This window comes from Desulfotomaculum defluvii (genome assembly GCF_054657375.1).
Genome location: NZ_BAAHYV010000001.1, coordinates 94,757 through 108,655, shown reverse-complemented (window position 1 = coordinate 108,655; position 13,899 = coordinate 94,757). Strand labels below are relative to the sequence as shown.

The window sequence follows — 13,899 nt, the reverse complement described above, 5'->3', positions numbered from 1 at the left end:
CAATAAAATATGGTATAATTTTCTAAATGAGATAATGGGTTTTGATTGTGTAAAATAAATTATGGCTTTATGGCTGTTTAAAAGATAATTTAGAGGGGATACGAAATGATTTCGATAAAAAGTCAAAAACAAATTCAATTAATGCACGAAGCTGGAAAATTACTGGCTTCTTGTCATAAAGAAATTGCTAAAATAATAAGGGTAGGCCTAACAACACGGGAGATAGATCTTTTTGTTGAAAAGTATTTATCTAAGCATGGTGCTACTCCAGAGCAGAAAGGTTATCGGGGCTACCCCTATGCAACCTGTGCATCTGTTAATGATGAGATCTGTCATGGGTTTCCTACGGATAGGCCATTAATGGATGGGGATATAGTTACCATTGATATGGTGGTCAATCTAAAGGGTGCATTGGCTGACTCTGCTTGGAGCTATAGTGTAGGAAACATTTCTAATACTGCAAAACACTTATTAGCAGTGACTAAAGAGTCCCTTTATATAGGCATAAACCAGGCAGTGGTTGGCAACAGAATTGGTGATATTGGTTACGCCATCCAGAAATATGTGGAAGCAGAAGGTTTTTCTGTTGTGAGAGACTTTACCGGCCATGGAATAGGTCGAAGTTTACACGAGGAACCACAGGTTCCCCATTACGGTCGTCAAGGTAGAGGAACGAGATTACAGGAGGGTATGGTCATTACAATTGAACCGATGGTTAATGTAGGTACCTGGCGATGTAAAGTGGATGCCAATGGTTGGACTGCTAGGACCGTTGATGGGAAACTCTCAGCCCAATATGAACATACCCTCGCTATTACTAAGGACGGACCTATTATTTTGACTGAACAATAATTAGGTGAATCAAGGTTTAGACTCAGAAGGACCATTCCTTTGAGTCAGTTAACGTTATGACTTTAGTGGTAGAGTTCTTCATTTTATCTGCAAATTGGCTAATAACTTCGGTGTTTTCCCAAAAATGCATAGGGATTAGGAACTTGGGCTTTACTTCCTGAATGAAGTATTCTGCTCCCAGGCTATAATTGTGTTCTAGCCTTGGGTCAACGGGGAAGAAGGCAATATCAATGATTTCCCCTTTAAGCTTGCTAATTTCTTCCTTAAACATCTTTTCAGCCTTCTCAATTTCTTCCTTTGTTTCGCCCCACCAGTACCACCAATTGAGATCTCCTGCGTGGAAGATGTGGCTACCATTATGCTTAATTAAAAAAGAAATGCCTTCGTCCGTAGAGCCATAGGCCTTGATTTGGATATCACCGATTTTTTTCTCTTCATAGGGGGAAAGGAAGGTAAGGTTAGCTGATGTATGCATGGGACTAAGCTGGGAGTAAATATCACTACTTAGAATGTATTGGATATCCAGTCTTTCCCCTTGCCACTCGAAAATCACTGGGTTAAAGTGATCGTGATGGGCATGGGAGGAGAAGACATAAATTTGTTTGTCTTTTTTTAGATTTACAGAACCCTGATAGTAATCAAAAACAAATAAAGCAGTTTCACTTTCTACAACAAACCCACTGTGATAAATATATTCAATACGTAAATTTTGGCTTTTCATTGTTAAATCACCTCAACATGAAGTATACTACAATTGTTTGTTTAATCGTACATGCAGAAAGGACAGGTGGCTATGAAGTTTAGTTTTGCTCATAATAATATCAATGTATTAAATTTAGAGAAAAGCCTGCAGTTCTATAAAGAGTCCTTAGGTTTAGCAGAAGTTAGACGTCACGAACATGAAAATGGTGATTTTATCCTAGTTTATCTAGGAGATGGCCAGTCTAAACACACCTTAGAATTAACTTGGCTCAGGGATAGAACCGAACCCTATAATTTAGGCGAGAATGAGTTCCATCTTGCCTTTACTGTGGACGACTTTGATGCAGCCTATGAGCACCATAAGAAGATGGGTTGTATTTGTTACGAAAACAAGGAGATGGGTATTTATTTTATAAATGATCCCGATAATTATTGGTTGGAAGTCCTACCAGCCCGCATGGGATAGGTATTTTTTAGCTAAGCATTAGATATCTAAAGGGAACACTGTTTTCTAGTCTTTAAGCTAGGAAGCGGTGTTTGTTTTTTATATAGAAACTTAAAATTTACAAGTACAACTTTTATTTAGTATAGTAATTTTTATAGGTACAATCCAGTTGAATTATATCTTAATAAATACTTTATATCGAGGTAATTTATTATGCAAAAAAGCATGAATAATTGGGATGTAATAGTCGTTGGAACAGGTCCTGCCGGGGCTACAGTGGCCAGGGATTTAGCCCTAGCCAAGAGAAAAGTATTAATCCTGGAAAGAGGGCAAAAGGATTTAACTATGAATATTCCTAGAATGCTTAGGAATAAAGAAATGTTATTTTTAGATATGTACAAGACCATGGTAAGAGGGATAAGGACCGGGGGGTCTTCCGCCCTATATTATGGAACCGCCTATCTACCTCCCTTGGAGTTATTTCGTAGATACGGTATCGATCTATCTGAGGAGGTAGCAGAAATTAAAAAAGAACTGCCTATAGCTCCCTTGAGGGATGACTTGATAGGTCCCACTGCCCAAAGGATAATGGAGAGCGCACAGAAGCTTGGTTACCCCTGGCAGAGATTAGATAAGTTTATCTACCAGAATCTCTGTAGCCCAAAAAAGTTTCCCTTTGAGGCCCAGTGGAATTCTACACAGTATATAACTGAGGCTGTTCAGAATGGGGCTGTTATCTTTGAAGGTTCTAGAGTAGAAAAAGTTATATTACAGGATAATAAAGCAGTAGGGGTTCAGTATATTAAAGATGGTCTAACTCAAAAAGCATATGCTCATACAATTATACTGGCAGCTGGTGGCCTAGCCTCGGCAAGCATACTAAGGTCCAGTGGTGTTAGTGGGGCAGGGAATGGATTTTTTTGTGATCCCTTGATAATTGTTCAGGGCGTTATAGAAGGAATAGAAGCGGGTAATGAGATACCCATGGCCACTGGTATGGTCTGCAAGGAGGAGGGTTATATCCTTACTGATATTACCTTACCGAGACTTGTATATCAGTTGTTTACTGCACAAGCCTTAAGGGTTCATCGGATATTTGAGCATCATAAAACCATCTCAGTAATGGTCAAAATTAGAGACAGTATAGGTGGTAATATCAATAGTAAAGAGGGCTTCTCTAAGAAATTTACCAGGGAAGATCAAAACAAAATGTCTAAGGGGAATTTAGTTGCTAAGAGAATTATTGAGCATGCTGGAGCAAAGAGAATTTTTCGTAGTGCTTGGACTGCTGCCCATCCCGGTGGGTCAGTAAGGATTGGTGAGGTGGTTGACTCAAACCTGCAAACAGAGTACAAAAACCTCTATGTATGTGATTGCTCCGTCATTCCAACAGAGTGGGGCTTACCTCCTACCTTTACTTTACTATCACTGGCCAGGAGGTTATCCAAACATTTAATCAAAACAGATGTCTGACCCTAGATAACAGATAAGGAGAAACAATGAACAATTATAAAATGCTAATTCAATATGATGGTGGACGTTATAAGGGCTGGCAAAGGCTCAAGAATGGAGAAAATACAATTCAGGGGAAAATAGAAAGTGTATTAGCGGAGATGGTGGGCAGAGAAATCGAGATTACTGGCTGTAGCAGAACTGATGCTGGTGTACATGCCCTTGCACAAATTGCCAATTTTAAAATCAATGAGAATCTGTCGGAATCTGAGGTCAAAAACTATTTAAATAGATATTTACCCCGGGATATTAGCATTAGGGAGGTAACTATAGTTCCTGAGAACTTTCATGCCCGATATCATGCCAAGGGTAAAACCTACTTATATAGGATCTGGAACGAGGAATACCCCAATCCTTTCATGCGAAAGTATAGTATGCATATCGAGAAAAAGCTGAATACCATCCGCATGAAAAAAGCAGGTCAATATTTTATTGGCGTACATGATTTTACTGCCTTTTCCAATGCCAAGTCTAAGAAGAAGTCAATGGTACGTGAAATATATTCTATTGATTTAGATGAAGATGCCGGTTTAATTGAAATTAGAGTGTGTGGTAATGGATTCCTTTATAATATGGTTAGAAAGATTGTTGGATCCTTAATAGAAGTTGGGTTGGATAAAATCAATGCAGAAGATATACTCAAAATCTTAGATGCAAAAGAACGGAATCAAACTGGTGGCATTGCCGATGCAAGTGGGCTGTTCCTGGAGAAGATTGATTATTAAGGCTTATTCAATATGAATCAGTAGTAAAACCCCTAAAATCAGTACCATTTGCAGATGTCTACGTCGAAAAGTTTTGTAAGATAGCATAACTGAAGCAATACAGATGGCTAGTAACATCAACCAAAGCAAATAGCCCCAACTAGTTTCTGCCAATATTGACAAACGGTTACTCTGTCCCATAACTGGTATAAGGAGGTTTGTGGTGGCTAGGGTACCATGTAGGAATAATGCAGTTAATGCAGTCCAGCCGAAGTATTTGTGATTTTTCTTAAAAAATAACATGAGTTGGTTGTCTATTTTTCCCTTGCTAGAAAACTTCGCTAAACAAGCACTTAATAAAATAAGTCCAAGCCAACCTGTTAACTCAATTACTCCACCCATAGTTATCCCTTCCTTTTATTAGTTTTACCCTTGGTTATTTGGCAGCCAACACTGCGAATTGGAGGCCACAACTTATTTATAATATATATATTCGGTATTTTAAAAAATAGGAGTCCTTTATCCTGAAGGAAGCTCGATCTACCAAGAGCAGATAAATAAGGGAGTTCCTTACAGATGAAGAAACTCCCTTAAATATTAAATTCTGGTTAATAGGAAAAGGTAAAACTATCCCGCACCATACTTACCGGACGGGCTTGGAGAAATTTATTGGGTACCCAAGACTCAAAGAAATAGAGGGCTCCTTTGGTGGGGTCTACCCCGCTTAAGGCTTCTTTGGCCGCCCGTATGGCATCCGGTGAAGCCTTCACATTGATCCAGCCGTTTAACACTGGTTCAAATTGATAATGACCATTTTCTACCTGGTAAACAACTTTGGCTATGCTGTTGGGGAACAGGTTACTTTTTACTCTATTTAAAACCACTGCACCCACAGCTACCTTTGTGAGATAAGATTCCGAGTCTGCTTCAGCGGTGATTAAGCGGGCCAGAAGGTCCAAATCTCCGGCGGAGAATTTAGTGCCAGCTCGGTCAATTGAAGAACCTCTACTTACTGTTCCCTGGACTACGGGTATCCTCAATACCTGGCCAGGGTAAATGGTAGTAGAGCTAGACAGCTTGTTTGCACGTAAAATCTCCTGGTAGGGCAGGTTCAATCTTTTTCCGATAAGAAAAAGGCTGTCCCCCTTTTGTACTGTATATGTTTGGTCGGGGACTTGCAGCTTCTGGCCGGGATAAAGCATATCACTTTTTAATTGATTAGTTGATTTTAATTTATCTACCTGGGTACCGTAATGTTGAGCGATGAGATAAAGGGTATCACCCTGAGCCACGGTATGTTCGGCAGCTGTAGCAAAGGTAGTGGCAAAGGCCAAGGAACCGAATAAGGTTAAAGAAAGCAAAATTCTACGCAAAAACAAATAATACACCCTCCTTTGGCCTGCGGGGTTAGTTGACGGGCTTGGGTTGAGGGTCCCCATCCTGAATCTGCTATAAGCCACCTCCATCAATAGGACTCGCCCCAGAATTTGATCCCCCGTGTTCCAAAAAAAGAAACTTCGGCCATATTTTTTATTACTTACATTAATTCGTATCTAAAACCATTATTTGAGGGGGTAAATACCATGGTAAGTATTAGCAGTTTCTTTAGTGCAGTAACCTCCAAACAGGGCTTTTGAATAGTCCTGTTTGGTGTGGTCGTTAAACTAAATAAAATTTTATGAGGAAACTAGAATACCTTAAAAATGTCTAAGATTTTACGTATAATAATTTAAAAAATGTATAAAAAAGGAGTTTCCTATGTTTAAATTTAAAAAAATATTTATTTGCCTGCTTTTAATCATGACTCTTATGGGGTGCCAGAATAACGAGAATAAAGTAATTTCTCAAACCCAAGGTGATCCCCAGCCACAGGCTGCTCAGACCTCTGAGACTGTTGATCCATCAATAAACAACGTCTTTGATCCATTGAAGACAAAAGTAGGAGATAGTGTAGCTGGTTTGAAAGTAAAGGCTATTACATACAATAAGGATTATCCTAGCAAAGATTATCCTGCAGAGGTTGAATTCAGTGGTAAAATTCAACTAACTGGTAATCTAATTTACCATGATGAAAAGGATGAATTTTTACCAGATTGTCTTACCTTCGATGTTAGTGAGGAAAGTATAAAGAATATTCCTAGGCTAACTTACGATGAAAGAAAATACTGGTTTGCCTTTAGTGACCAAGATAAGGCAGCAGAAATTTTGGGTAAGAAAAATATAAATAATTTAACCATTATTGTTAATGATTACAAGGTTTGGTATGCCCACACAGAAGTATGTGATCTAGCAAATATTGTCGAAGTAATAAAAAAGTAATGACTTACCACCCAAGTGTTGATTCCAAGTATGTTTATGAAAGGCTCCGGTTTTCAACTGGGGTCGTTTATTTGATCAAGCTAAAGGCTTAAATTTAAAAGCTATAAAGAAAGGGAGTATCGCTTTATGATATGCTCCCCCTATGGTAGACAGGTTAAATAATAAAAACCTTCTACTGTGGGGGGAGACATAAGTAATTGGCGACTCTCTTTTTTCTTGTATACCACCTTGTAAATATGGAGGACATGAAGGTATGAAGTTGACTTCTATTGGATTTATTTCTTTGATAACATGGTTTATTATTGTATAAAAATCATTCCTTTACAAATATTTAATGGATAAGAAATGATGATACGGAGGCTGTAGCATGTTAAAGGAAAGACGAGTTGACCCTGACGCACTTCTGTCCGGACTTGAAGAAGGTCAAGGAAAGTTAACGGTATTTCTTGGGGCGGCAGTAGGTGTGGGGAAAACCTATGCCATGCTGGAGGCAGCCCGAGAACAGTTGGCCGAAGGTGTTGATGTGGTAGTTGGCTGGGTAGAAACCCACGGTCGTTTAGAAACGGAGGCCCTTTTACAGGGCCTTCCCGTTGTTCCAGCCCGTATCATAGAATACGAGCATAAAGAATTTTTGGAAATGGACTTGGATGCCCTTTTACAGCGAAGGCCGGAGCTTGTCTTGGTTGATGAGTTGGCCCACACCAATGTTTCAGGTTCTCGCCATGCGCGCCGCTATCAGGATATCGAGGAAATGTTGGCCGCGGGGATTCATGTTTATACCACTGTAAATATTCAGCATTTGGAGACACTGAAAGATATAGTGGCACAGATTACTGGTGTTACTGTAAGTGAAACCGTTCCCGATCGCATTTTGGAACAGTGTGCACAAATTCAACTGGTTGATATTCGTCCAGAAGAATTATTCCAACGTTTTAAAGATGGAAAAGTCTATATACCAGGACAGGACGAGGAAGCCAAACGTAAATTTTTGCGGCCAGGAAATATCAATGCCCTAAGGGAATTATCCCTGCGCTACACAGCCAGAAGGGTGGACCGGCAGGTGGAGTCATACATGCGCTTACATGGCATTGCCGGTCCCTGGCCCGCTGGAGAAAGAGTACTAGTTTGTATCAGTGCTAGCCCTTTTTCCGCCCAGTTAATTAGAATAGCAAAGCGTATGGCTGAAGGGTTACAAGCCGAATGGATGGCTGTTTATATAGATACCTCCAGACGATTCCCTGTAAGGGAGGAAGAGAAGGATCAATTGGCTAAAAATTTACATTTGGCTGAGGAATTGGGAGCTGAAACCATAAATCTTACCGGCAATGATGTAGCAGGAGAACTAGTTGATCTAGCCCGCAAAAGAAACGTTTCCCAGATAATAATCGGTAAGCCTCGTTACTCAAGGCTTTGGGAACTTATGCACGGGTCGGTTGTAGATAAAGTAATACGTATGAGCGAAGGTATAAGTGTACACGTTATTCCTGGTAATCCCAAACAAATACAAAATCGCTACAAGGAAAAACAACCAATTCAACAACACACCAAAATTTTAATAAAGGTTTTCCCCTATCTTGCTTCTTTTTTAATGATTGTACTGCTCACTCTACTACTTTCTCCTTTCAAAGAGGCTCTGGGTTTGGTGAATATTTCTATGCTATATTTGCTACCAGTTCTCTTAAGTTCTGTGAGGTGGGGGATACGCCCAGCTATTGCCTCAGCAGTAATGGCGGTAATTGGTTTTGATTTTTTCTTAGTAACTCCTACGCTTAGTTTTACAGTTGCCGATTTAAGATATTTGATTACCTTTGTGATCTTTCTGATGGTGGCTTTGTTTACAAGTCGCCTGTCCACCCGCTTAAGGGAACAGGTACTAAATTCCCGTAGACGTGAGGCCAGGGTTTCTGCCCTTTATTCCTTGAGCAAGGAGATAGCAGCTGTTGCAGAGTTGGAACCTGTGTTAGAGAGTATTGTGAAAAAGGTTGCTGACACTATCGAAGGGCAGGTTGTGTTGCTGCTGCCTGATAAAGAAAACAAGTTAAAGCTTAAGGCATGTTCTGAAGCTAAAGAAAAAACCTTCTTTGATACAAAAGAATACGCCGTAGCCAGCTGGGTTTTTACCCGAGGACAAAAGGCAGGTAAGGGAACTGATACACTGGGTACTGCTGAAGGTCTTTACTTGCCGCTGCGAACAGATAAAGAAATGAGAGGGGTACTGGGAATTCGCTCTAGTGACCCTGATACATACTTCGAACCGGAGCAACTACGCTTACTGGAGGCTTTTGCAAGTACTGCCTCTATGGCTTTAGCTAGGGTCAAATTGGCTGATGAGGCAAGGGAAGCCCAGACGCTGGCGGAGTCCGAGCGTTTAAGGAACGCCTTATTTAATTCATTATCGCACGATCTAAGAACTCCACTGTCTTCAATTATTGGGGCAGTTTCTGGCCTACTGGAAAGTGATGAAGTATATTCTAAGGAAGCCCGGCGAGACCTGCTGCAAAGTATTCAGCAGGGGGCATTGCGCATGAGTCGCTTTGTTAACAACCTTCTTGATATGGCCAAGTTAGAAGGAGGTTTTGTACAACCCCATAAAGAATGGTGTGATTTACAAGATATCATTGGTGTTGCCCTTAGCCGTATGGAAGAGTCGCTAGGAAACCGACCTGTTAACGTCAATATAGATAACAATTTACCTTTAGTTAAAGTGGATTTTACTTTGATTGAGCAGGTACTGATAAATCTATTGGATAATGCTTTGAAATATTCTGAACCCGCTACAGCTATCAACATCGTTGTTTTGCAAAAGGGGGGAGAAATAGAAGTTTCTATAGCAGACCGTGGACCGGAAATTTTACAAGATGATATGGAAAGGATTTTTGATAAATTTTATCGTTTACAGTCTCCCCGTCTTATTAGTGGTACTGGTTTAGGACTAGCAATATGTAAGGGTTTTGTGGAAGCTCATAGAGGTAAGATCAGGGCGATCAATCGTCCCGGTAGGGGAGTGGAGATTAAATTTACCTTACCCTTAGAGAAGGAACCACCAGTAATGGGTCAGGTAGATCATAAAGGAGATTAAGATGGATAGTAAAGGGGCTCGTATCTTGGTTATTGACGATGAAAGCCAAATACAGAAACTACTGAGAGTGGCTTTAACCAGTCATGGTTATGAAGTAGGAGAAGCAGCAACTGCTCAGCAAGGACTTAGTGAAGCTGCTGTTTTTCATCCAGATATAATCATTCTTGATCTGGGTCTACCGGATATGGACGGGCTTGAAGTAGTGAATCGTTTAAGGGAATGGACCAAAACTCCTATAATCATATTATCTGCTAAGGAACAGGAGCAGGATAAGATTCTAGCCCTAGATGCTGGTGCGGATGATTATTTAACCAAGCCCTTTGGTATGGGTGAACTTTTAGCACGTATTCGGACTGCCATGAGACATTCTGTTGGGGTTAAAGAAGAACCAATATTAAGGTTTGATGATTTGTTAATTGATCTAGCACATCGAAAAGTGGAAGTGCAGGGGCAAGAAGTTAAGTTAACCCCTACAGAATATGATTTGATGAAGAATTTAACAATCCATGCAGGTAAAGTTTTAACCCATAAACAACTTTTAAGAACTTGCTGGGGTCCTACCTATGAGAATGATACACACTATCTACGGGTTTTTATAGGTCAACTTCGCAGGAAGATAGAAGCAAATCCCACTCGACCACGCCATATTATAACAGAACCGGGAGTAGGGTACAGACTTGTTTAAAGCCATATTATTTTTTATATATAAGTTATGAAAACATAGAAATTATGATTGAATATAATATTTAAAAGAATATAGCTAGTTGAAGGGATTGAGAAACTCTATGGTGGAGAATAAACTTGCAGAACAAATGAAAAATACCAATGAACAGATAACTGTATATAGTCAACCAACAGATATTAGGGGAGAAAAGCTAAAAAAATTATGGCTTTTTATAAAAAGTATAAGTCAGGGTCAGGAAATAAAGGTTGAAGAAATAGAGGATATTGTTTTATATAGTAAATATAGCCCTACTACATCATCAGAAGAGGAAAGTAGAAGCTGGTTTGTAGGATACAATATAGATGGTAAATGGACTACGGTTGAAATAAAGGGAGAATTATGTAATAAAATTTTAACTACAAATACGAACCTACTAAAATAATTTTAGTGCCAGGTGTGGAATATCCTGTCTATGGAATAAGTTATGATGAATTGCAGTTATCCGGTATTCTTTAGTAAATTTTATGACTCAATACCTAACAGTATTATGGATATAAATACGCCTAAAATTGCAAATAATTGATATTTATTTAGCCTTTCTTTGTAAAGGGTTAAACCGAAGATTACGGTTATAATGCTGTTACAACTAGTGATGGGACAGACTAAACTTGCCCACCCGCTCCTTAGTGCTAAACCATAAAGAATCATTCCGATAGGATTTAAAATAGCAAACAGATTTAATTTATTGTATACTACTTGTTTAAGTGGTTCCGCATTACGAATACATAGGATTAGGTACAGGAAAAAGGCAATGGTGAAGCCAATAGCTAATACAGCATTGGGCGGCTCTTTAAAATAAACGGTAAGCTTCATGATAGTGTTTACACCACCAAAGGCTAGAAAGGTCAACGCCATGTAAATCATCCAGTCTGTTTCGGTTGATTCGTTTTTTTGACGGGAATAGTTGAGAAGCAAAACGCTGGTAAAGGCCAAAAATATCGCTATGCCCTGTCGAATATTTATGCTTTCCCCTAGGAAGAGTAGTGATAGTAAAATAACGATGATACTATTGCTGGATACAACAGGCGCAATAATGCTGCTAATTCCTGTTTCGAAGGCCTTTGTAAAGCAATAGTTTCCTGCCGCTGAACATAGCCCTAGTAAGACACCTAATAGCACTAGTTCTAAACTAAGCTGAAAGGTTTCTTGTCGGATAAATAGGTAGACCCACATAAAACTATTGGCAACAAAATAAATAGATGCCATGTTTACGTAGGGTGACTTTTCTTTATCGGCAAAGACTTTTAATGAAAAATTAAAGAAACCCCAACACAAAAGAGTTAAGATTGAATATATGAACCACATTGTTAGCTCCAAAAGTTAGTATTATAACAGTTAACTAATACTTATGATACCGTATCGGATCAGCCAAGTATATATTTGGATTAAAATTTTGATTGTCATCCCCTGCTTCCGTAATGAGGGCTTTGGGGGAAATGGAAGAAAAGCTATCACTTAACACAGGAGTGAATAGCTTTTTTGTTTTCCTAGGGGGGTCATAGGTCCTGTTATGGGAATACTATGGTACTGTTTTGCAATTACATATATTGACTGCTTATATATTATTTGTTAATTTTCTGGTACATAGTTTGTGTTTATTAGGTGAGATGGTTTGAAGGTTCAATACTCAGATGAGTTAATCTAGGGGGTGAATAATTGACTATACCTAAAAAACCCATAAAATGTGGGGAGTATCTTATTTATGCCGGTGAACCGGGTAAACTGATTCTTTCAAAGATAAAGGGAAATATCGGTGCCTTGACTGATCTCAGCGCAAGTAAGCTTGATATTATCAAGGACAAAATTACCAACTGCGATTGTTTGTGCCACTGTGACTGCAGTGGTTATTGTGATTGCAGTCCGAACGTTTGTGATTGTAACTGTTGTAATCCTAAGGAACATGTTGAATTACAAAATATTTATCAGCAATTAACTAAATTACCAAATGAAAAAATAGTCCATGGTGATATTAACAAGATCACGAAAATAATCAAAAATAGAGGACCCTTGAAGTAAGGTCGATGAATCTGGTTAATTGAACCTTCAAAATTTTTTTAGAAAGAATTGATAATAATGCAAAAAGAACCAAAAATTCATATCAAACTCTTTAATTCACAGTTTATGCATATCTTTGTTAAAGATAACGTTGTTTGTTTGGTGCACAGTCTTACTTTAAATAAAGTATACGGTGGAGAGTTATTAAAACTGCTTTACCAAGAATTTAATGAAAAAAACCTGGCCGAATCGGTAATTAACAAATTAGCCACTAAATTCCCTGCTGAGGATATTTCCAACGTCATCAAGGACCTGGTGGAAAAAGAAATGCTCATTTCTGATTCGGAACAGGATATAGCAAAATACACTTCGTTATTTTACCAGGGGTTAAATTTAAATCAAATCCAACACTTATATTTACTACCCACCACAAACTGCAATTTACGGTGCAAATACTGTTTTGTTGAAGATGACGATCGTCCTTTCCAACCTCAATATATGACACGTGAAATTGCCAGAAAAGGGTTAGAGGTTTTTGCTAAATTAACCGATGGAGCAGAGAATATTAGTATCAATTTCTACGGCGGCGAACCCTTACTTAATGAGGAAGTTCTTTATTTTGCCATGCGTTATGTACGGGAGTTGGAACAACAGGGAGCATTTATAAGGCCTGTAATGATGACTTTATTAACTAATGGCACCCTAGTTGATCAGAAAACAGTTGATTATGTATTAGAAACCCGAAGCAATGTTTCTGTTTCCGTTGATGGCCCCAGTATTTATCATGATTTAAACCGTAAAGATAACCTGGGTCAGGGATCCTTCTCCAAGGCCATTGAAGGTTATTTAAAACTGAAAGAAGCCGGGGCCAAGCCAGGTATTTCTTGTACCTTGGGCCACGATAGTTTAGAACATATAGAAGAAATTGTCCAATATATTATTAAAGAGATCAAACCAAGTGGTATGGGTTTTAATATCTTACTGCCAAATCTGTGCTGTAAAAATAACCAGAATTACTCTTACGAATTGGCGTCAAAAAAGGTCATTGAAGCTTTCACTATTCTTAGGCAATACGGTATTTATGAAGATAGGATGATGCGGCGGGTTAACCCCTTTGTCAATAAAAGCTTTCACTATAAGGACTGCATGGGAGTAGGTGGACAAATTGTCTTGACACCTGAGGGAAAAATTGGTCCATGTCAAGGCTTTACTGGAATGGATGAATTCTTTCCACTTCACCTGGATGAACTCTATGCCAAGATTAGTACTTTAGCATCAACTGACATTTATCAGAATCATTTTTTCCATGAATGGATGCACCGTTTTCCTTTAAATATGGAGAAATGTGCTGATTGTTATGCCATTGCCATTTGTGGTGGCGGATGTCCTTATGCTTCCTATGTTACCCACGATACTATCTGGGGTATTGATGAACGAGTATGCTTTCAGGCAAAGAATAGTTTTGAATGGATGCTCTGGGATACATATGCTCACATGATAGGACAATAGTAGTATGAAGAAGGGCCAACCGAAATAATTTCGGTTGGCCCTTTAACTCTTGATAAGG

14 protein-coding genes and 1 riboswitch are annotated in these 13,899 nt (G+C 39.0%); of the genes, 10 read left to right on the top strand and 4 right to left on the bottom strand.

Annotated elements, in window-relative coordinates; genetic code table 11:
- Positions 1 to 105: 105 nt before the first annotated feature.
- Positions 106 to 852 carry a type I methionyl aminopeptidase gene (gene map / locus ACYQ03_RS00515; protein ID WP_459906835.1) on the top strand — a complete coding sequence of 249 codons (747 nt, stop codon included), beginning with the start codon at positions 106 to 108 and terminating at the stop codon, positions 850 to 852.
- A gap of 22 nt (positions 853 to 874) precedes the next feature.
- Here map and ACYQ03_RS00510 read toward each other — a convergent pair whose 3' ends face one another.
- Positions 875 to 1,573 (bottom strand): MBL fold metallo-hydrolase, encoded by a 699-nt coding sequence (locus tag ACYQ03_RS00510; RefSeq protein ID WP_459906833.1) that lies wholly within the window; start codon positions 1,571 to 1,573, stop codon positions 875 to 877.
- Between the two features lie 72 nt (positions 1,574 to 1,645).
- On the opposite strand from ACYQ03_RS00510, the gene ACYQ03_RS00505 reads away from it, so the two are divergent.
- The 3 genes from ACYQ03_RS00505 to truA all read left to right on the top strand — a co-directional run bounded on the left by ACYQ03_RS00505 (position 1,646) and on the right by truA (position 4,236).
- On the top strand, positions 1,646 to 2,020 hold the full coding sequence (locus ACYQ03_RS00505; RefSeq protein ID WP_459906832.1) for a VOC family protein: 375 nt from the start codon (positions 1,646 to 1,648) through the stop codon (positions 2,018 to 2,020).
- A gap of 192 nt (positions 2,021 to 2,212) precedes the next feature.
- Entirely contained in the window at positions 2,213 to 3,472 is a 1,260-nt protein-coding gene (locus tag ACYQ03_RS00500) for a GMC family oxidoreductase N-terminal domain-containing protein (RefSeq protein ID WP_459906830.1), read from the top strand.
- Positions 3,473 to 3,498: 26 nt separating this feature from the next.
- Complete coding sequence (truA, locus tag ACYQ03_RS00495) at positions 3,499 to 4,236, top strand: tRNA pseudouridine(38-40) synthase TruA (protein WP_459906828.1); 738 nt, start codon at positions 3,499 to 3,501, stop codon at positions 4,234 to 4,236.
- Between the two features lie 3 nt (positions 4,237 to 4,239).
- Here the strand turns inward: truA and ACYQ03_RS00490 are convergent, their stop codons facing one another.
- Positions 4,240 to 4,617: an iron reductase gene (locus tag ACYQ03_RS00490; RefSeq protein WP_459906826.1), complete on the bottom strand. Its 378-nt coding sequence runs from the start codon at positions 4,615 to 4,617 to the stop codon at positions 4,240 to 4,242.
- Between the two features lie 206 nt (positions 4,618 to 4,823).
- Positions 4,824 to 5,594, bottom strand: a complete 771-nt coding sequence (locus ACYQ03_RS00485) for a cell wall hydrolase (protein WP_459906825.1) — start codon at positions 5,592 to 5,594, stop codon at positions 4,824 to 4,826.
- A gap of 1 nt (position 5,595) precedes the next feature.
- A riboswitch (cyclic di-AMP (ydaO/yuaA leader) is annotated at positions 5,596 to 5,748 on the bottom strand.
- Between the two features lie 225 nt (positions 5,749 to 5,973).
- Here ACYQ03_RS00485 and ACYQ03_RS00480 point away from each other — a divergent pair.
- The 4 genes from ACYQ03_RS00480 to ACYQ03_RS00465 all read left to right on the top strand — a co-directional run bounded on the left by ACYQ03_RS00480 (position 5,974) and on the right by ACYQ03_RS00465 (position 10,719).
- On the top strand, positions 5,974 to 6,534 hold the full coding sequence (locus ACYQ03_RS00480; RefSeq protein WP_459906823.1) for a hypothetical protein: 561 nt from the start codon (positions 5,974 to 5,976) through the stop codon (positions 6,532 to 6,534).
- Positions 6,535 to 6,901: 367 nt separating this feature from the next.
- Entirely contained in the window at positions 6,902 to 9,613 is a 2,712-nt protein-coding gene (locus ACYQ03_RS00475) for a DUF4118 domain-containing protein (RefSeq protein WP_459906822.1), read from the top strand.
- Position 9,614: 1 nt separating this feature from the next.
- On the top strand, positions 9,615 to 10,298 hold the full coding sequence (locus ACYQ03_RS00470; RefSeq protein ID WP_459906820.1) for a response regulator: 684 nt from the start codon (positions 9,615 to 9,617) through the stop codon (positions 10,296 to 10,298).
- A gap of 100 nt (positions 10,299 to 10,398) precedes the next feature.
- Positions 10,399 to 10,719, top strand: a complete 321-nt coding sequence (locus ACYQ03_RS00465; RefSeq protein ID WP_459906819.1) for a hypothetical protein — start codon at positions 10,399 to 10,401, stop codon at positions 10,717 to 10,719.
- 80 nt (positions 10,720 to 10,799) lie between these two features.
- Here ACYQ03_RS00465 and ACYQ03_RS00460 read toward each other — a convergent pair whose 3' ends face one another.
- Positions 10,800 to 11,642 carry an EamA family transporter gene (locus tag ACYQ03_RS00460; RefSeq protein WP_459906818.1) on the bottom strand — a complete coding sequence of 281 codons (843 nt, stop codon included), beginning with the start codon at positions 11,640 to 11,642 and terminating at the stop codon, positions 10,800 to 10,802.
- Positions 11,643 to 11,993: 351 nt separating this feature from the next.
- Between ACYQ03_RS00460 and ACYQ03_RS00455 the strand changes: the two genes are divergently transcribed.
- Positions 11,994 to 12,353 carry a hypothetical protein gene (locus ACYQ03_RS00455; protein WP_459906816.1) on the top strand — a complete coding sequence of 120 codons (360 nt, stop codon included), beginning with the start codon at positions 11,994 to 11,996 and terminating at the stop codon, positions 12,351 to 12,353.
- Between the two features lie 57 nt (positions 12,354 to 12,410).
- On the top strand, positions 12,411 to 13,841 hold the full coding sequence (locus tag ACYQ03_RS00450) for a radical SAM protein (protein WP_459906814.1): 1,431 nt from the start codon (positions 12,411 to 12,413) through the stop codon (positions 13,839 to 13,841).
- Positions 13,842 to 13,899: the final 58 nt, after the last annotated feature.